Source organism: Gordonia sp. 852002-10350_SCH5691597, from assembly GCF_001665715.1.
In the GTDB taxonomy this organism is placed as follows: domain Bacteria; phylum Actinomycetota; class Actinomycetes; order Mycobacteriales; family Mycobacteriaceae; genus Gordonia; species Gordonia sputi.
Genome location: NZ_LZMO01000039.1, coordinates 1 through 19,548, shown reverse-complemented (window position 1 = coordinate 19,548; position 19,548 = coordinate 1). Strand labels below are relative to the sequence as shown.

The window sequence follows — 19,548 nt, the reverse complement described above, 5'->3', positions numbered from 1 at the left end:
GTCGAAACCAGCCATATCCGCGCTGGTGCCTGTGGAGAGAGCGCTCGTGCTCTGTCCGGCGCACTGGGTAAACATAGGGATGTCCGGTCTTATGTACATCCTGGAATGCGCTGACGGTAGCTACTACGTCGGCAGCACTCGCGACGTCGAGAAGCGCGTCGACCAACACAACAGTGGTAAGGGCGCGGCGTACACCAGCGGCAGGAGGCCGGTCCGCCTGGTCTACTGCGCCGAGTTCGCCGCGATCGCCGAAAGCCTACGCATTCGAGAAGCGGGTGCACGGGTGGTCGCGAGCCAAACGTCGTGCATTGATCGACGGGAACTTCGATGCGCTGCGTGTGTACTCACAGCGCGGCTATCGGCGGTGATGTCGTGGCCGGGAGCTGGTTTCGACTCGGCACCTCGCTGCGCTCGGGGCCGGCTCAACCAGCGGTGGGGCGTGCGGTGGGCGTTGGTGATGAATACTGAACCGCATGGTCATCGGCATCGTTGCTGCGATCCTCGCGGCGTTGGCGTACGGCACGGCGTCGGTGCTGCAGGCGCGCGGTGCGCAGAGCGTCGAGGACGGCACGGTCGGGGCAGCGCCGTCGTTGCGTTCGACGATCACGGCCATGCTCACGGTGTCGTTTCTGCTCGGACTGGTTCTCGATGTGGTCGGCTTCGCTGGAAACCTGGTCGCGGACAGGCTCACTCCACTCTTCCTCGCGCAGCCCATCGTGAGTGCGAATCTGGTTGTCACCGCGGTGTTGGCGACGGTGGTCCTCGATGCCCGACTCAGCCGTCGAGAGTGGACCGCGGTGGCCGTCGTGGTGATCGCGCTCGTTGTGCTCGGTATCGGCGCTGGCGAAGAGGGGCACCGCGACCACAATTGGCTGCACTGGGCACTACTCGGGGTAGGTGTCGGGCTCTTCGTGGCGGTCACTGCCGTGACCAGAGTGATTCCGAGGGGAGTCGCCGTTGTCGCGGGACTCGGCGGCGGTGCACTGTTCGGTCTGATGGCCGTGGCGATCAGGATTCTCGACGGCGTCGACCCGTTCGACGTCGGCGCGATACTCACCGACCCGGCCGCATACGCGGTGGCGATCTGCGGCGTCGGCGGGTTCTATCTGTTCACCGTCGCGCTGCAGACCGGGGCCGTCAGCGCCGCGGCGGCGTCGATCGTGGTCGGCGAAACGGTGGTTCCCAGCGCGCTGGGGATTGCGCTGCTCGGCGACAGCACACGTCCCGGCTGGGCGGTGCCGACGCTGATCGCGTTCGCCGCCGCGGTGAGCGGCGCGATCGTCGTCGCGACATCGTCCGCCGTCGAGGCGACGGAGTCCGCGGCCTGACGACGCAGGCCGCGGATGGAGCTGTGGCGCTGGACCACCGCTGATCGAGCTTGTCGAGATCACCAGCGGGGGCCCACCGCTGATCGAGCTGGACTACCGCTGATCGAGCTGAACTACCGCTGATCGAGCTTGTCGAGATCACTCGCCGCGCGGGGGTGGTTTCGACTCGGGTGTTCGCTGCGCTCACGCCCGCTCAACCAGCGGGGGTCAGCCGCCACCGCTGATCGGGCTGGACTACCGCTGATCGAGCTGAACTTCCGCTGATCGAGCTTGTCGAGATCACTTGCCGCAGCGGGTGTGGTTTCGACTTGGGTGTTCGCTGCGCTCACGCCCGCTCAACCAGCGGGGGCCTCCACCGCTGATCGAGCTTGTCGAGATCACCAGCGCCCGGCGGTCAGACGCTCGCCGCGCTGGCGGTCACCTGCACGCGGTGGGCGTCGTTGAGGTTCTCGACGGCCGCCTCGATTTCGGCGGCGCGCTGCTGGCCGTCCCAGCCGAGGATCTCGGCCATCGCGTCGCCGAGTTCGGTGAGTACGGCCGCGGTCACTCCGCCGACGAAGGCCAGATCTGTTCTGCGCAGCAGGATGTCGCTGATGTGCACGGCCTGCTCCGTCTCGATCATGTAGCGCAGCTCCGCCGTCGAGAGACCGCTGGCGGGCAGCGGTGCGTCGGGGCCGGCGGTGATCGCTGCGATGACCTCGCTGGCGCGGGTGCCGTAGCGGGTGAGCAACTCGTCGGCGCGGTCGGCGGGAACGTCGCCGCGTCGACTTGCCACCCATGCCCGACGTTGCGCGTCGGTGGTCGGGTAATCGCGGCCGCCGCCGATGGGCAGGCCGACGGTCGAGACCTGTCGGGCCGCGCCGAGCAGCTCCATGATGCGATCCGACAACTGCTCGCCGAGGGCGCGGAAGGTGGTCCACTTGCCGCCGACCAAGCTCAGCACGGGAACCGAAACCCCGGGCAGCTCAGTACGTTCGACGTTGTAGTCGCGCGAGACGAAGCCCGGCGTCGTGTCGTCGTGGCGGGGCAGCGGGCGGATGCCGGAGAACGAGTACACGATGTCGTCGCGGGAGACGGCGATATCGGGGAACACGTGCCTGATGAGGTCGAAGAAGTAGTCGATCTCGTCGTCGGTGCATCGCGTCGGCTTGCTCGGGTCGGCGTCGATGTCGGTGGTGCCCACCAGAACTCGATCCTTGAGCGGGTAGATCAGCACGATACGACCGTCGGAGTGCTCGAAAAAGATCTCGCGTCCACGAGTGGCCTCGACGAGGTCGGGGTGATCGAGAACGATGTGAGATCCCTTGGTGCCGCCCATGTATCGGGTGTCGCCGCCGAGCGCGTCGTTGGTGAGATCGGTCCACGGACCACTCGCGTTCACGATGACCTCGGCAGACACGGTGAACTGTTCACCGCTGACACGATCGGCGAGCACCACCTCGCCGTCGCGAATCGCGATGGCTTCGACGTGGTTGGTCGCACGGGCGTGCGGGCCGGTGGCCAGACCGTCCTTGAGGACGTCGAGTGCCAGACGCTCGGGATCGTGCACCGATGCGTCGAAATAGGTTGCGGTGTAACGAATGCCGGAGTTCAGTCGCGGCATGTCGGCGCGGGCCTTGTCGCCTGCGCGGAACTTGTGACGCGGCACCCGGCGCTTGCCCGCACCGGAGAAGGCGTCGTACATGACCAGTCCGGCCTTGATCAACGCCGCGCCCCGCTCGTTGGGTTTGCCGGTGTTGTGGGTGAGAAAACGCCTCGGCGCGTTGAGGATTCCGCTGAACGTCGAGAAGATCGGGACGGTGGTCTCGAGAGGCTTCACATAGTGGGGTGCGATCTCGAGGAGTCCGTTGCGCTCGTGCACCGACTCACGGACGAGTCGGAACTCGCCGTTCTCCAGGTAACGGATGCCGCCGTGGATCATGTGGCTCGACGCCGACGACGCGCCGCTGACCCAGTCGTCGCGCTCGACGAGCACGACGTCGATGCCCTGCAGTGCGAGGTCGCGGAAGGTGGAGATGCCGTTGATGCCGCCACCGATGATGAGGACCTGTGCCGACGGGCGCTCGGTGAGCGTCGCGACGCCTGGCCGGAGCGGTGCGGTCGAGGTGGTGTTTTCGGTCATGATTCCATCCTGATGGTCACTGCACATAAGAGCAATACTTCTGAACATATGTGCACGGGTGGGTTTTGCTGGTAGAACGTGTGGGGTGGAACGAGTCGCGGCCGACGATCCGAAGCGCACTGCACTCGCGGTGCGTGCGGCGCATCTGTACTACATGCAAGACCTCGACATGGCCGCCATCGGTCGCGAGATGGGCATGAGCCGCTCGTCGGTGTCGCGACTGCTGAGCTTCGCCCGCGCCACCGGCCTCGTCGACATCACGATCCACGCGCCGGCGGGTAGAACCGGCGAGGTTGCTGACGAGTTCGGCCGACGCTTCGGTGTCAACGCATCGGTCGTCCCGACGACCGCGCAGATGTCCGACGCCGACAGACTCGAGCGCGTCGGCCAAGAAGCCGCGCGTTCGCTGGGCAGGGCGCTGGAGGCCAATACGACGCTCGGCGTGGCCTGGGGTGCGACGATCAGCGTCGTCAGCAGACACGTTGTGCCCAAGGAACTGTGGAACACGCAGATCGTGCAACTCAACGGCGCGGGCAACCCGACGAGTTCGGGAATCGACTACGCCAGCGAGATCCTCCGCCGGTTCGCCACGGCGTATTCGGCTCGCGTGGAACAGTTTCCGGTGCCCGCGTTCTTCGACGACCCGAACACCAAGGTCGCACTGTGGCATGAGCGGAGTACCAAGCGAGTCCTCGACGTCCAGCAGATGATGAACGTGGCGCTCTTCGGACTCGGCGCCCCCGACGCCGACGTCCCCAGCCACGTCTACGCCGGTGGCTACCTCGAGCCCGCCGACTTCGCGTCGCTGCGCTCCGAGCGAGTCGTCGGCGACGTCGCGACGGTGTTCTACCGTCACGACGGCAGCGACGAGGGAATCGAGTTGAACAAGCGATCCTCCGGCCCGGACCTCGATGTGATCCGGGCCGTCCCCCGTCGTATATGTGTGGTGTCGGGAGAGTCGAAAGCCGCTGCGACAGAAGGTGCTTTCGCAGCGGGACTGATCACGGACATCGTGCTCGACGAGAACCTCGCCCGACTGCTCATCCACCGCGACACGACGCACCATGCGCGACGTGGCGGGTGAATGGCAGCCCGGCAACGGTGACATCGTCAGTCCACATCGACCCAGTCGAGCGTGCGCTCAACGGCCTTGCGCCACTGTTTGTAACCGGCTTCGCGCTGGTTCTTGTCCCACTCCGGCTCCCACCGGCGGGCTTCGTTCCAGTTCTCGCGCAGTTCGTCGGTGTTCTTCCAGACTCCGACGGCCAGCCCCGCCGCGTACGCTGCGCCGAGTGCGGTGGTCTCGGCCACGACCGGTCGGCTGACCGGGACGCCGAGCACATCGGCCTGGATCTGCATACACAGTTCGTTGGCGGTGACGCCGCCGTCGACCTTCAGAACATCAAGCGTCACACCGGAATCGGCGGTCATCGCCTCGGTGACGTCGCGCGTCTGATAGCAGATCGACTCCAGGGTGGCACGCGCGAGGTGCGCGTTGGTGTTGAACCGCGAGAGTCCGACGATCGCGCCGCGCGCATCCGACCGCCAGTACGGAGCGAACAGGCCGGAGAATGCGGGCACGAAGTAGACGCCGCCGTTGTCGTCGACCTGACGGGCCAGCGCTTCGGATTGTGATGCGCCGCTGATGATTCCGAGCTGATCGCGCAGCCACTGGACGGCGGAGCCGGTCACCGCGATCGAGCCCTCGAGTGCGTAGACGGGCTTGTCGTCGCCGAGCTGGTACGCGACGGTGGTCAGCAGACCTGACTTGCTGCGCACGATGTCGTTACCGGTGTTGAGCAACATGAAGTTGCCTGTGCCGTAGGTGTTCTTGGCCTCGCCGGGCGCGAAGCAGACCTGGCCGACGGTCGCTGCCTGCTGGTCGCCGAGCACACCGGTGATAGGAACCTCACCCGCAAGCGGTCCGGTCGACTCTGTGACACCGAAAGCCTTGGGGCTCGACGACGGCAGGATGTCGGGAAGCATCGCGCGCGGAATGTTGAACAGGGCCAACAGTTCGTCGTCCCAGTCGAGGGTCTCGAGGTTCATCAGCATGGTGCGGCTCGCGTTGGTCACGTCGGTGACGTGTTCGCCGCCGCGATAGCCGCCGGTGAGATGCCAGGTGAGCCAGGTGTCGGTGGTGCCGAAGATGGCGTCGCCGCTTTCTGCCGCCTCACGGACGCCCGGCACGTTCTCGAGGATCCACTGGATCTTGCCGCCGGCGAAGTAGGTGGCGGGCGGCAGTCCCGCTTTGTGTCGGATGGTGTCGCCGTGGCCGTTTCGTTCCAGGGCGCTGGCGATCTTGTCGGTGCGGGTGTCCTGCCACACGATCGCGTTGTAGTACGGACGTCCCGTTCGACGGTCCCAGACGACGGTGGTCTCACGCTGGTTGGTGATACCGAGGGCGGCCAGGTCGCTGGCCGTCAGTCCTGCTTTGCCGAGCGCTGTCTGGATGACGGCAGATGTCCGCTCCCAGATCTCGACCGGGTTGTGCTCGACCCAGCCGGCGCGGGGAAGGATCTGCTCGTGTTCGAGTTGATGGCGGGCGACCTCGTTACCTGCGTGGTCGAAGATCATGAATCGGGTGCTGGTGGTTCCCTGGTCGACGGAACCGACGAAATCTGGCATGGGTATGTCTCTCGTTCTTGATGAAGTCTGGGATCGGGGTGATGAGTGTGTTCAGTGTCGCGCGCTGACGTGCTCGGGTTCAGTGGGTTCGGAAACACCGATCTCCTGGCTGTCGTCGCCCTCGGTCGGCAGGAAGCGCTCGATGCCGAAGACGAAGATCGCGCCACCGATGAGCCCACCGATGATAGGCGCGACGATCGGTATCCAGAAGTAGAGTTCCGGACCGTTCGCGGAGTACATCGCGTCGCCGTAGCCGGTGATCAATGAGGCAAGTCGCGGACCGAAGTCACGCGCGGGGTTGATGGCGTAACCGGCGTTGGTGCCCCATGCCATGCCGATCGCGACGACGAGGATGCCGATGATGAGCGGCGCCATGTTGCCCAGCGGAGGATTGTTCACCACGCAGGTGAGGGCAAAGATCACGGCGACGAGGATCGCGGTGCCGACGATCTGGTCGATGAATGCGGTGGTCAGGGAGATGCCGCTGCCCGGGGACGTCGAGAAGATGCCCTGGGTCGCCTTGGTGTGGTCGGGGTCGATTGCCCTGATCTGATCGGCGTAGGTGTAGCGGACGATCAGCGCTCCGATGAACGCGCCGACCATCTGCGCGGCGATGAACGGCAAGACCTTGCGGCGGTCGAAGCCCTTGAACGCGGCCAGGGCGATGGTGACAGCGGGATTGAGGTGAGCGCCGCTGAGACGACCCGCGACGTAGACGGCGAGCGTGACGCCGAAGCCCCACGCAAACGCGATCGAGTTGTGGTCGCCCGCACCGAGCGCCTTGGGAAAGCCTCCGCAGACGACCTGGGCGACCACGCCGCAGCCGAACAGGATGAGGATCATCGTGCCCAGACATTCGGCGGAGAGTTCACCCACCAGCGGGATTTTCTTCGTCATGGTTTCACTCCTTTGTGACCGGCTCGATGTCCTGATGGTGTCGTCGGTACCTGCCGGATGGAACAAAAACTAGGCCGACGGTGTGACCCAGATCAATGATTGCCGTTCGACAATGTCGAACGAAGGTCGGCCATTCTCGATCGCGGGGGCTGTAGACGGCCGTAAAGTCGAGCATCGACACACGTTCACAAGGCTCATAGGACCAGTGGGATCCGAGGGAGGAGGCAAGGTGCCGGGACCAATCCAGTCGATCCAGCGCGCCGCCGCCGCGCTCGACCTGCTCGAGCGCAGTCCGCGGTCGTTGTCGTTACGAGAAATCGCGACTGAGCTGGGCTTACCGAAGGCAACCGTGCACGGCATCCTCAGCACCCTCCTCGACATCGGCTACGTCGATCAGGACGAGGACGGCTCCTACCTCACCGGTGCGCACCACAACGGCGCGCCGTCGAATCTCGACGGCAACGTGTTGCGGTCGGCGGCGATGGGGTGGTGCGACACCCTGGCGGCAATGCTCGACATGCAGGTCTGGCTCGAGGTGCTCGACACCGACGCCGCAGTTGTGGTGCATCACGTCTTCAGGCCCGACGACTCGCCCCAGCGGATGCGCGTCGGCGAGCGCGTGCCGCTACATGCGTCGGCAGGCGGGAAGTTGCTCCTCGCCTACTCGCAGAATCGGGATCGATTGTTGCGCAACATGATTCTGGACAGGTTCACCTCGGACACGGTTGTCTCGCGCACCGATCTCGCAGCCGAGATCGCCACCGTGCGTCAAACCGGATTGGCCACCGAACATGGCGAGTACGAACGCGGCAGTGCTGCGACGGCCATTCCCGTGCACGGGCGCAGGCCCGGTGAGATCGGCGCGCTCGTCGTGGTCGGACCACCGTCGACGATCTTTCGGTCGGGCACGCTGCCGCGCAACGTCGTGATCGATCAGATGCGACAGGCTGCGACGTCGATCGACCGGGAGTTGGGTGCTGCGCGGTGAGCGCGAAGGCCACCGACGGCTCGGTCGTCGCGGCGATCGATGTCGGGACGACGTCGTCACGCTGCATGCTCTTCGATAGGCACGGCCGCATGGTGTCGATCGCCCAACTCGAGCAGAAACAGACGTTACCGCGGCCGGGTTGGGTGGAACAGAACGCGCACGAGCTGTGGGTCAACGTGCAGAAGGTCGTACCCAAGGCACTCGCTCTCGCCGGCCGGACGCCGTCGGACGTCGTCGCGCTCGGTGTTGCCAACCAGCGCGAGACGACGGTCATCTGGGATCGACGCACCGGACGCCCCCTCGCCCCCGCGATCACCTGGCAGGACACGCGCACCGGGCCGATGGTCGACCAACTCGGCGAGCACGCCAGCGAGATCCGCGACGTGACAGGACTCGACCCGGCGACCTACTTCGCCGCGCCGCGTCTGCGCTGGCTGCTCGACAACATCGGTGGCGCTGAAGCGTCGGCCCAGCACGGCGAGGTCTTGTTCGGGACGCTGGAGACCTGGCTCATCTGGAACCTGACCGGTGGCCCCAAGGGCGGCATCCACATCACCGACGTCACCAACGCCAGTCGCACCCTGTTGCTCGATCTTCGACGACGCGACTGGAGTTCACGGATGCTTCGTCTACTCGACATCCCGGAGGCGATGATGCCGAGGGTTGTCGGCAGTAGTGAGGTGTATGCCAAGTGTGCTCGCGTGCTGCCGGGGGTGCCGATCGCCAGTGCGCTCGGTGATCAGCAGTCTGCATTGTTCGGCCAGACCTGCTTCACTCCTGGCGACGTCAAATGTACTTATGGCACAGGCGCTTTCGTGCTGATGAACGTGGGAACATCGATCGTTCCGTCGGCGCGTGGACTCGTCCCGACCATCGCCTACAGCCTGCCGGGTGAGGCCCCGGTCTACGCACTCGAGGGTCCGATCGCGATGACGGGCTCGCTGGTGAGCTGGTGTCGCGACCAACTCGGCCTGATCGACACCGCGCCGGAGATCGAGACGCTCGCACGGACCGTCGACGACAACGGCGGCTGCTACGTGGTCCCGGCCTTCTCCGGACTGTATGCGCCGCATTGGAATTCGGAAGCGCGAGGGATCGTGACCGGGCTGACGTCGTATGTGACGAAGGGTCATCTCGCCCGCGCGGTGCTCGAGGCCACCGCGTGGCAGACGGCCGACGTCGTCGAAGCGATGCGCGACGTCGCGGGGATTCAACTGCAGCGGCTGGCCGTCGACGGTGGGATGACGGCGAACAATCTGCTCATGCAGCACGTCGCCGACGTCCTCGACGTCCCCGTCATCAGGCCCTTCGTCTCCGAGACGGTCTCACTGGGGGCGGCATACGCCGCGGGACTGGCCGTCGGCTACTGGGACGATCTCGATTCGCTCCGAGAGAACCGGCACGTCGCGGCGTCGTGGACGCCGTCGATGGATCCGCAGCGCAGACGCCGTGAAGCCGCGGGCTGGCAATCGGCGGTGCGTCGAGCGCTCGCCGACGTCTGAGCGCCGAGACCCGATCGAGATGCCGCGGTGTCGGGTGCATTGCAGATCTCGTGGCGAAGCTTCGACATAGCGGCTAACGTCGAAACAGAGGTTCCTCTTCGCGTGACCGGGACGGGCGAGCGACGTCCCGGGAGTTCCGTTGTGTCGGCACCGGCCACGCCGCTGCTGCCGAGACTTCCGCATGACTACACGAAAACTGCGCGTGCCCACCTGAATTCGTGCCCACCCGAATTCGTACTCAGTGGCGTCGCGCCCGAGTGAAGTGAGGAAGCTTTGTCCGAGTCATGGTTTGGTAGCGACCCTTTCAGCAGCAACGACGCCTTCGGCGACATCTTCAACAGGTTCTTCGGCAGCAGCGGCACCCGTCCGCAGGTGCAGCGCGTCGACGTCAACCGATTGTTCAGTGACGACACCAAGCGACTGGTCTCGGCGGCCGCGCAGGCAGCCGTCGAGTGGGGGAACTCCGAGATCACGCCCGAGCATCTCCTGTACGGGGCCACGCAGGTCGAGCCGTCGCGTTCGATCATCGAGCAGACCGGGCTCGACCCGGAAACCGTTGCCTCACAGATGCAGGCGATCTCGTCGGTCGACGGCGGCGGCACCAGCGACGAGAGCCCCGGTCTGAGTCCGGCGGCGCGGCAGGCGCTGCGCAATGCACAACAGCAGGCGGCGCGTGCGAACGTCGGCTACGTCGGGCCAGAGCACGTACTCCTCGGCATCGCGATGTTGCCGTCCGACATCCCGGCCGCGCGAGTGTTGAAGGGCGGGGCGGGAATCGACGAGGGGCGCAAGTCGGAGGCCAAGCCCGCAGCGGAGTCGGACACCCCGACGCTCGACGAGTACGGGCGCGATCTGACCGAACAGGCCAGGGAGGGCAACGTCGATCCCGTGGTGGGCCGCAACGACGAGATCGAGGAGACCATCGAGATCCTCTCCCGGCGTCGGAAGAACAACCCGGTGCTGATCGGCGACCCCGGCGTCGGAAAGACGGCAATCGTCGAAGGACTCGCGCAACGCATCGTCAACGGCGACGTCCCGTCGACGCTCGCCGGGCGACGAGTGATCGCGCTCGACATGAGTTCGATGGTCGCGGGCGCAAAATATCGCGGCGAGTTCGAGGAGCGCCTCACCAAGGTGCTCGACGAGGTGCGCGAGCACTCCGACGAGCTCGTCCTGTTCATCGACGAGCTGCACACCATCGTCGGTGCAGGATCCGGCGGCGAGGGTTCGATGGACGCGGGCAACATGCTCAAGCCCGCGCTCGCCCGAGGTGAGTTGCACACCATCGGCGCAACGACGATCGACGAATACCGCAAGTACATCGAGAAGGATGCGGCGCTCGAACGTCGCTTCCAGCCGGTGATGATCTCCGAACCCTCCGTCGACGACACGATCCAGATTCTCGAGGGCCTCGCCGACGTTTACGAAGAACATCACCAGGTGCGGTACACGAAGGAATCTCTCGTCGCCGCAGCCGAATTGACCGACCGCTACGTCACCGACAGGTTCATGCCGGACAAGGCCATCGACGTGATCGACCAGGCGGGTGCGCGAGTTCGGTTGCGTACCAAGACTCCCGACCCCGAGACACGGGAGTTCGACGAGGAGGTCGCCCGTCTCGAACGTGAGAAGGAATCGGCCGTCGCCAACGAGGACTACGAGCGCGCGAATCAACTCAAGACCGAGATCGACGAGAAGCGCGCGAGTGCCGGTGCCGCAGGTCTGTCGCCGACACCTGAGGTGACCGTCATGGATATCGCCGAGGTGGTGTCGAGGCAGACGGGAATCCCGGTGTCGGAGTTGACCACCGAGGAACGCGAGAAGTTGCTCGGTCTCGAGAATACGCTGCACGACAGGGTGATCGGCCAGGACAAGGCCGTGACCGCGGTGGCCGAGGCAGTGCGTCGGGCACGAGCGGGACTCTCCGACCCCAACCGGCCGATCGGATCGTTCCTCTTCCTCGGACCGACCGGCGTCGGCAAGACGGAACTCGCGAAAGCCCTTGCCGCAGCGGTCTTCGGCGACGAGGCTCGCATGATCCGCTTCGACATGAGCGAGTTCCAGGAGAAGCACAACGTCGCCCGACTCGTCGGTGCACCTCCCGGATATGTCGGATACGACGACGCCGGGCAGCTCACCGACAAGGTTCGCCGTCAGCCGTACTCGGTGATCCTGTTCGACGAGATCGAGAAGGCGCACCCCGACGTGTTCAACGTGCTGCTGCAGTTGCTCGACGACGGTCGGGTGACCGACGGTCAGGGTCGCACAGTCGATTTCAAGAACACGCTGGTGATCATGACGAGCAACATCGGATCGGACCTCATCCTCAACGCGCCTGATGGCGATGTGGAGAAGGTGGTTCCCGATGTGATGGATCTGCTGCGGCAACGATTCCGTCCGGAGTTCCTCAACCGCATCGACGAGACCGTCGTTTTCGATCGACTCGACAAGACGCAGCTGCGTCAGATCGTCGACCTGACCCTCGACGGGACGCGACGCATGCTCAAGTCGCAGAGCATCGGACTCGACGTGACCGACGCGGCGAAAGATCAACTCGCCGAAGAGGGTTACCAGCCGGAGTTCGGTGCGCGCCCACTGCGCAGGCTGATTCAGAAGCAGCTCGACAACGAGCTGTCGAACCTCGTGCTCAAGGGTGCGGTCGAGCCGGGCGACACCGTCGTCGTCGATGCGGGCGAGCCGAGGCTCACCCTGTCGGTGAAGAAGGGCGCGGCGTCTCAGGCGCCTGCCGACGAGCTTGCCGAGGCGCCCGCGAAGTCGGCAGAACCGGCGACGACCGATACGTCGGCTACAAAGGAATCCCAACAACCAGCCGCATCCGGTGCGGCACAGGAGAACTGACACACGTGAACGCTCACAACCGCAAGACACGCGACGCCATCCTCGGACATCCCGCTCCGCGCGACATCGAATGGACGCAGTTCATCAACATGTGGGAAGACGTCGCGGATGAGGTCGAGCAGGAGCACGGCGACCGCCTGTCGGTAACGCTCAACGGGCACCGCGAGGTCTTCCACCGACCGCACGACGGGCGGGTGTCGATCGAGGACATCGAACTCGCTCGCCACCTGCTGGCCGCCAAGCCGGAGGACCAGGGTGAGGGCGATCTGGCCGTGGTCACCGTCGACGCCAAGGGGGCACGGATTCTGTCCTACGACCTCGACGAGGTGAAGGTCACCGACGCCGCGGAACAGGTGCGCGACAAGCAGTCCGTCGCGCGTCACCTGCGGACCGTCGAACGCGCAACCGGCCGCGACGACGAGAAGGAGCTCGACGCCTTCTTCAAGGAACTGTCCGGATCGATAAAGCTCGATCTGAAGGACCGCTCGTTCGTTCTCCTCGGCCACGGGAAGGGCAAGGCCGACGTCGCGGAGCAGTTCTCGAAGTGGTTGTCAGAACACGACAAATCAGTCTATGACCGCATTCTTGGTGTGGCTGCGATCGACCTGAGCGCGGCCACCGACGCCGATATCGAGCAGCGCGCACTCGAGGTGACCCGCGGGGGCGTCGTCTGATTGACGGCTTGGTGGATCGCGCTGCGCGGATGGTGGCGCTGTTCTAGTTTGAGCGGGTGCGCAGAGTAGATGTGAGTCGACGGTCGGTGTTCGTACGAGCGGTCGTCGTCGCGCTTGTGTTGTCCTTGTCGCTGCTGGGGTACTCGGGGGGTTCGGCGGGCTCGGCGTCGGCGGCACCCCCGGCGGCACCCCAGTCGTCGACCGGGCAGGCCGCGAGTCCCGCTGCGGCGCCAACGGTTACGCCTGCGAACGATCCGTTCTACACCCCGAGCGTGCCGATCGGTGGGCTGCGGCCCGGTGCGGTGATCTCGTCTCGTGTCGTGACGCTCGGCACGAACGGCACCAGCCTGCCCGCGACGGGCACGCAACTGCTGTACCGGACCAACGACGCCTTCGGGCGCCGTCGTCGACGGTCACCACGATCATCTCGCCGCCAGGCAGCAGGCCGGGCACGCCGCGGCGCATGATCTCGTATCACGAGTTCTACGACGCGCTCGGCAGTCAGTGCGACCCGTCGTACACGCTGCGCGGTGGCAAGTCGTCGTCGAGTGCGGTCGATGTCACGATGATCGCGTCGATGGTCTCAGCCGGCTACACGGTGGTGGTCCCCGACTACGAGGGTCCCAACATGCGGTGGACCATCGGCAAGGAATCGGCGCACGCCGCGCTCGACGGAATCCGTGCGGCACAACGGTTTCTGCGCGCCCCCGCCTCGACGCCGGTCGGCCTCTACGGATACTCGGGCGGGTCCATCCCGACAGGATTCGGTGCCGAGTTGGCGCCGTCGTATGCACCTGAGTTGAACCTGGTCGGTGCGACGGCCGGCGGCGTGCTGGTCAACCCGGCACACAACCTCGCCTATGTGAACGGGACCACGCGGTGGTCGGCGGTGATCCCCGCACTCATGAGCGTCTACGACGAGACGTACGGCATCGGTATCGATAAGTACCTGTCGCCCAAGGGTGTTCAGGTTCTCGGCGACATTCGTGGTGAGTGCATCAACAACTTCCTCGGCAAGTACCCGAATCTGACCGATTCGTCGTTGCTGCTCCCGCAGTATCCTTCGCTCCTCGACGTTCCGGGTATCCCCGCAGCGATCAAGGCGAACGTGATGGGTTCCCTCGGCACACCTCGAACACCGATGATGCTCGGCGTCGGAGACAAGGACGGTCGAGGTGACGGGGTGATGCTCACCGCCGATGTGGTCGGGCTGAGCAGAAGCTACTGTGCGCGTGGACTTTCCACGTCGATCCATGTGTACCAGGGACTCGACCACGCCGAGGCGCTCGCGCCGTGGACCGGCGACGCGTTGGCCTACCTCAACGACAGGTTCGCCGGTCGGCCGGCGCCGCGCTGCTGACGGTCAGGGGTGCACCGGGTTTCGGCCGAGTTGCTGCCCCACGAGCGCCGCGAGGTTGTTGCCGACGAGGTTGACGAAAGCGGGCCAGGTGTCGGGGTTGAGTGCCATCGTTCCCTGGTCGCTCGTAGAACATCCGCGTCGAACGGGCTTGCCGTCCAGGCGATCTGCCATCCAGACGACTGCAGGAGCGAAGCCCTCGACGGCCAGCGTGATGTGCTCGCTGAAGTGGTCGCGCGTGTACTGTATGTCGGCTCCCGGCGTTGCGCAGTAGGTCTTCACGAGGGTGTTGACCGGACCGACCGGGGCTATCCAGTCGGGATTCGATTGGTAGATGAACATCGGGAAGGTCGGAGTGTTGCGCCCCATCTTCAACTCGTTCAGCACTTTTCGTGGTGCCGGGTAGTCCAGTGGGTCACCGGGGACGTCGATCAGTCCCTTGATGTTGAGGAACGGGGCGAGCGCCGCCTGGTAGGAGAGGCACAGCGGATTCTTGCCCTCGATGAGCGCCTTGCCCAGCGGGTTGGTATGTGCGCGTAGGAAAGCCGCGAGCTCTGGGTACTCGCGACTGACACCGATCACCCCGGCGAGGATGAGGCCGGACGCCGCGTTGTTGTTGGCGAGGTCGACGAGCGCGCGGATGTTCGCGGGCACACCACCTTCGGCTGCCCCGACGATCGGCAGCTCGGGAGCATAGGACTCGTGAAGCTCCGACGCCCAGCCGGTCGCGATGGCACCACCGGAGTAACCCATCAGACCAACTCGCAGGTCGCGCTTGAGGCCCAACGGCGTGAAGTTCCGTGCACCCCGAATCGCATCAAGGGTGATACGCCCGGCGAGAGGGCCTGCGGCGAAAGCGGAATCGGGTCCCTGATGGTCGGGGATCACCACCGAGTAGCCGGCCGCGACGAGCGACGTGATCTGGAGCAGTTCGAATGTGGAATCGACCGAGCCGGTCAGGGTTCCCGGAATCGAGGCCTGCTGCAGTGCATACGACGGCGCGCAGTACTGCGCCGTCGAATCCTCGGCCGACTGCCACGAGACCAGCTTGGACGGACCGGGTTTCGCTTTGCCGCGGGGTTTGAGCACAGTGGCGACGGAGGCGATCGGCTCGCCGCGAGTGTTGGTCGAGCGGAAGGAGTACTGCCAACTGTCGACGTTCAACGGAAAGATCGAGAGCGCGGCCAGGTTGACCCGTCGAGCCGCGATGAGTTCACCGGGATGCTTGGTGGCCACGGTCTGCGCGGGTGGCGAGTAGAAACTCTTGTCGAACTCGGGGATCGCCGGCGGAACGGGGAAGGGGAGCGCCGGCGCGACCGGCACCGCCGACGCCTGCCCCGCGCCGGAGATCAACGCTCCCGCAATCATTCCGAGCGCCATCAGTGCCGCAACCCCGACCGTCCACACGCGCATGACTGCGTGACCTGTTCCCCGACTCACCTGCATGACTCCTCGCTGCCAATGAGTGAGACACCAACGTCTCACTGTGGGGAGAAGCTACTCCAGTGTGGTGTGGCACACAAGATCGGCGCGGAGTTGGTCAGGTCTCGACAGGCTGGTCGGAACCTCAGAGGGGTCAGATCTCAGCGAACGCCAGGAGGACGTCGGCGAGGAGTTCGACGACGTCGTCGATCGACTCGGGATCGGGGGAGAGGCTCCAGCGGTGCACGATCGCGGTGAGTGCGCCGACGAAGGCGATTCCGAGCTGATCAGTGCGTGAGTCGGTGGGCCTTCCCGCGAAGGCCGACATCGCGGCAACGAAGTACGACACCCACTCGTCGCGTCCGTCGAGTCTGTGCTGTTCGACGCGCGGACTGACTCCGACGATCTGTGCGAATGACACCTCGGCACGCCGGGGATCGGTGCCCACAGAGCTCATGTAGGCGCGCATCGCAGCGGTTGCCAAGACGTGCGTGTCACGAGAAGTGCTCTCCGACAACGCCGTTGCGACGGCATCTCGGGCGGCACCCTGGATCTCGTCGTAGAGCGCGACGAGGAGTTCCTCGCGGTCGGAGAACAGCTCGTAGAACTGTCGACGCGACAGACCCGCTTCTCGGCAGATCGACGTCACCGACGACTTGGCGTAGCCGACGGAGGCGAATTCGCCCAGTGCCGCGTCGAAAAAGCGTCGACGCCTCTCTGCCAGCCGGTCGGCGACAGGACGTCCGGCGTACGTGCGCTGGCCCGGTTCGATTGTCACAGTTCTGTTGTCACGGTTCGCTTGTCACGGTTGGGTTGTCACGCTGAGGACTGTCACGGCGCGTCAATGTGCTTGGAGCGCAACTCGTGTCCCTTCGACGTCAGGCAGCGCCCCGACGGAAGGTCCCACTGCCAGCCGTGCAGATTGCAGGTGAGCTTCTCGCCCTCGACCACACCGAACTTGGAGAGGTCGGCCTTGAGGTGCGGGCAGCGGCGCTGAATCTCCCAGCCGTCCTTGACGATCGACGCCGAGTCGTCGTGCGCTTCGGAGAACCAGCCGTCGGCGTAGGCGATCCGCTCGTCGGTGAGGCATTTGAAGAAGGTGTAGAGGTACTCGTTGTAGCCGCCGATGCGCCACGTGGTGAACCGCGTCGACAAGAAGATGGTATTGACCCAGTCGGGTTCTTGATCGCGCAGCACCGTGCGCACCAGTTCGGGTGCGATGCGAAAACCGTAGCGGTACTTGCCTTCTCCGTCTTTCGGCTCGCGCACGATGCGGTTGGGGAAGTCGAGGACGACGGTCTGTGCCTGCGGGTGGTCGGCGCCGTCTTTGCTGTGGAAGTCCGGGGTGATGACCAGGCCGACCGGGTAGCCGATGCCGTCGCAGATCAGGTCCGACTGCACCATGATCGGCTCGAACAATTCGCGGAGAGGCTCGAGGAGCGATTCACCGTCGTCGACCGCCCACGTTTCCTTCTGTGCGGCGATGACCGGTGCGAACTTCTCCTTCATCCGCTCGAGGTACGCCTGCTTGTTCTCGCCGAACACGTCGTGCGGGGCGTACGGGTGGCTGACCTCGTCGAGCGTCGAACCGGTGAAGCGGGCCGTCGAACCCGACACCATCATCAGGCCGCGGTGATGCTCGCCGTCGTCGGTGCCGTGGATGACCATCTGCTCGAGGAAGGTCTCCTGGTCGGGGAAGATCGACGTCACGTCGCCCGGGCGTGCGTTCTGTGATGGGTCGTCGATCCCGGACCCGAAGTCGTTCAGTTCGAACAGGTCGTCGTCGAGGAACATCGGCGGGCCTGCCGACGGGATGACCCACGTAGCCCCGACCTGTTCGATGTACGAGCGGGCGCGGTCCATGCCGCGCTGACGCTTCTGCGCGGCGAAGTTGGCCTTGGAGCGCTTCGGGATGTCGTAGACCATCGGGTACCAGATGGCGCCCGAGTACTGCAGCATGTGGACGTCGATGTGGCCGAACTGCTCGAAGATGACGTCGAGGTCGATCGGCCGGGAGTCGTTCATGTTGAACACTGTTGTCTCGCCGTCGGAGACGACGAGGCCGGAGTCGCCGATCGGACCGTCGGCGGGCGCGCGCAACGCGACGATCATGATGTCGAGGTCGCCCTTGGGGCCGCTGACCGTGGTCTTGACCGAGTCGGTTGTCTCGACGAACTTGGTGAACCCGAGCTTCTCGAGCTCGCGCTTGAGGTCGGGGACCGGGTAGTCGGGGAGCAGGACCGTCGCGTCCTTGCTGATGTTCTCGCGCAGGTTGCGCTCGTCGAAGTGGTCGAGGTGCAGGTGTGAGACGTAGAGGTAGTCGCACTGGCCGAGCGCTTTCCAGTCCAGCTCGGAGTTGTCGGGGAAGGGCACCCACGACGCGAAGTACGTCGGATTGGTCCAGGGATCGCAGAGGATCGAGCCTGCGTTGGTCTGGATGTGGAAACCGGCGTGTCCGATGCTGGTGATCTGCACGTGGGGCCTTTCGTGTTCGCGCGGGGGCTGAGGTTCTACGGGTCGCGCGGTGGAGCTCTCGACCATCCAATCTATCGACTGCGTGCAACTCGCGTCATGGGGCTTCGGTACCGTTCTCGATCGCTGTGATGGGGCGCACTCCCTCGCGTGTGCGCACGGGTGGAGATGAGTCGCTGTGGGGTGTTGCGGCACTGGCTAAGCTCGACACATGGAACCCGTGTACGCCTCTGTGATCACAACCGCGCGACTGTTGTGGCTGGCCGAAGGCTTGAAGTTCGAGATCTCCGGCGTCGAGAACGTCCCCAAGACCGGGCCGGGCGTGGTTGCGCTCAATCACACGGGCTACATGGACTTCACCTACGCGGGCATCCCCGCGTATCTCCAGGGCAAGCGATACGTGCGGTTCATGGCGAAGAAAGAGGTCTTCGACAACAAGGTCTCGGGGCCGATCATGCGAGCGCTCAAGCACATCCCGGTCGACCGGGCCAACGGCGCCGACAGCTATCACCAGGCGGTCGAGTACCTCAAGCAGGGCGAGCTGGTCGGGGTGTACCCGGAGGCGACGATCAGCCGGAGCTTCGAGCTCAAGGACTTCAAGAACGGTGCCGCACGGATGGCACTCGAGGCCGGGGCGCCGCTGCTCCCGACCGTGATCTGGGGAGCGCAGCGCGTCTGGACCAAGGGGTTCCTCAAGCAACTCGGCCGCACCGGCTACAAGATCATGGTCGGCGTGGCCGAGCCGATCGAGCCCGTCGGCGATCCCGAGACCTTGACCGCGCAGCTGCACAAGTCGATGAGCGAGAAACTGCTCGAACTACAGGACGCCTACGGTGAGCACCCCAAGGGCGAGTTCTGGGTGCCCGCACGACTGGGAGGGTCGGCGCCGACGTTGGAGGAAGCCAACCGCCTGGACGCCGAGGAACAAGCGGCCAGGGAGGCGCGCAGGGCGGCGCGTGACGAGTCGTCGCCCGAGTAGGTGCCCCCGGGTGGTTGCTTTCGGGTGGTCGGCAGGCTGCCCGATAGGCTGGTCAGGTGAGTTCTGAGTCGAGAGGTGAGTTCGGCGACTCGTCGCGTCGGGAGCCGGTGTTCCGTGCTCTCGAACTGATTGCCACCGGGATCGTCCGCGGGCAGAAGATGGATCTGCGATTCGACGGTCTCGACAACATCCCCGCCGACGGTGGTGCTGTCCTGGTGATCAACCACACGAGCTACGTCGACTTTCTGCCCGCGGCGTACGGCGTGTATCAGGCGGGGCGTCGAACGCGGTTCATGATCAAGTCCGAGATGATGGATATC

14 protein-coding genes and 2 pseudogenes are annotated in these 19,548 nt (G+C 65.2%); 10 read left to right on the top strand and 6 right to left on the bottom strand.

What is annotated here, in order from left to right; all coding sequences use genetic code 11:
- Window positions 1-79 precede the first annotated feature (79 nt).
- Window positions 80-368 (top strand): annotated as a pseudogene (locus tag A5777_RS23950) (GIY-YIG nuclease family protein).
- Window positions 369-473: 105 nt separating this feature from the next.
- Window positions 474-1,328: a DMT family transporter gene (locus A5777_RS02965; protein ID WP_064861559.1), complete on the top strand. Its 855-nt coding sequence runs from the start codon at window positions 474-476 to the stop codon at window positions 1,326-1,328.
- Window positions 1,329-1,722: 394 nt separating this feature from the next.
- Here the strand turns inward: A5777_RS02965 and A5777_RS02955 are convergent, their stop codons facing one another.
- On the bottom strand, window positions 1,723-3,450 hold the full coding sequence (locus A5777_RS02955) for a glycerol-3-phosphate dehydrogenase/oxidase (protein WP_005206210.1): 1,728 nt from the start codon (window positions 3,448-3,450) through the stop codon (window positions 1,723-1,725).
- Between the two features lie 85 nt (window positions 3,451-3,535).
- On the opposite strand from A5777_RS02955, the gene A5777_RS02950 reads away from it, so the two are divergent.
- Complete coding sequence (locus A5777_RS02950; protein ID WP_064861558.1) at window positions 3,536-4,534, top strand: sugar-binding transcriptional regulator; 999 nt, start codon at window positions 3,536-3,538, stop codon at window positions 4,532-4,534.
- A gap of 26 nt (window positions 4,535-4,560) precedes the next feature.
- Here the strand turns inward: A5777_RS02950 and glpK (A5777_RS02945) are convergent, their stop codons facing one another.
- Complete coding sequence (glpK, locus tag A5777_RS02945; protein WP_064861557.1) at window positions 4,561-6,078, bottom strand: glycerol kinase GlpK; 1,518 nt, start codon at window positions 6,076-6,078, stop codon at window positions 4,561-4,563.
- A 51-nt stretch (window positions 6,079-6,129) separates the two neighbouring features.
- On the bottom strand, window positions 6,130-6,975 hold the full coding sequence (locus A5777_RS02940; RefSeq protein ID WP_005206216.1) for an MIP/aquaporin family protein: 846 nt from the start codon (window positions 6,973-6,975) through the stop codon (window positions 6,130-6,132).
- 229 nt (window positions 6,976-7,204) lie between these two features.
- Between A5777_RS02940 and A5777_RS02935 the strand changes: the two genes are divergently transcribed.
- The 5 genes and pseudogenes from A5777_RS02935 to A5777_RS02915 all read left to right on the top strand — a co-directional run bounded on the left by A5777_RS02935 (window position 7,205) and on the right by A5777_RS02915 (window position 14,358).
- Window positions 7,205-7,963, top strand: coding sequence for an IclR family transcriptional regulator (locus tag A5777_RS02935; protein WP_005206218.1), 759 nt, complete (start codon window positions 7,205-7,207; stop codon window positions 7,961-7,963).
- Window positions 7,960-9,465: a glycerol kinase GlpK gene (glpK, locus tag A5777_RS02930; RefSeq protein ID WP_082933519.1), complete on the top strand. Its 1,506-nt coding sequence runs from the start codon at window positions 7,960-7,962 to the stop codon at window positions 9,463-9,465. Before A5777_RS02935 ends, glpK (A5777_RS02930) begins: the two co-directional genes overlap by 4 nt.
- A gap of 273 nt (window positions 9,466-9,738) precedes the next feature.
- On the top strand, window positions 9,739-12,324 hold the full coding sequence (locus tag A5777_RS02925; RefSeq protein ID WP_064861556.1) for an ATP-dependent Clp protease ATP-binding subunit: 2,586 nt from the start codon (window positions 9,739-9,741) through the stop codon (window positions 12,322-12,324).
- A 5-nt stretch (window positions 12,325-12,329) separates the two neighbouring features.
- Window positions 12,330-12,998 carry a hypothetical protein gene (locus A5777_RS02920; RefSeq protein ID WP_064861555.1) on the top strand — a complete coding sequence of 223 codons (669 nt, stop codon included), beginning with the start codon at window positions 12,330-12,332 and terminating at the stop codon, window positions 12,996-12,998.
- Between the two features lie 116 nt (window positions 12,999-13,114).
- Window positions 13,115-14,358, top strand: a pseudogene (locus A5777_RS02915) (lipase family protein).
- 3 nt (window positions 14,359-14,361) lie between these two features.
- Here the strand turns inward: A5777_RS02915 and A5777_RS02910 are convergent.
- From A5777_RS02910 to A5777_RS02900, 3 genes are all read right to left on the bottom strand, one after another.
- Window positions 14,362-15,735 (bottom strand): lipase family protein, encoded by a 1,374-nt coding sequence (locus A5777_RS02910; protein ID WP_085941938.1) that lies wholly within the window; start codon window positions 15,733-15,735, stop codon window positions 14,362-14,364.
- 196 nt (window positions 15,736-15,931) lie between these two features.
- A complete protein-coding gene (locus tag A5777_RS02905; protein WP_005206229.1) occupies window positions 15,932-16,555 on the bottom strand; it encodes a TetR/AcrR family transcriptional regulator in 624 nt (207 codons plus the stop codon).
- A gap of 53 nt (window positions 16,556-16,608) precedes the next feature.
- Window positions 16,609-18,252 (bottom strand): MBL fold metallo-hydrolase, encoded by a 1,644-nt coding sequence (locus A5777_RS02900; protein ID WP_064861560.1) that lies wholly within the window; start codon window positions 18,250-18,252, stop codon window positions 16,609-16,611.
- Window positions 18,253-18,460: 208 nt separating this feature from the next.
- Between A5777_RS02900 and A5777_RS02895 the strand changes: the two genes are divergently transcribed.
- Both A5777_RS02895 and A5777_RS02890 read left to right on the top strand, forming a co-directional pair.
- Entirely contained in the window at window positions 18,461-19,228 is a 768-nt protein-coding gene (locus tag A5777_RS02895; RefSeq protein WP_005206233.1) for a lysophospholipid acyltransferase family protein, read from the top strand.
- A gap of 56 nt (window positions 19,229-19,284) precedes the next feature.
- Window positions 19,285-19,548: lysophospholipid acyltransferase family protein (locus A5777_RS02890; RefSeq protein ID WP_197502276.1), on the top strand; the 264-nt coding region annotated here is incomplete at its 3' end.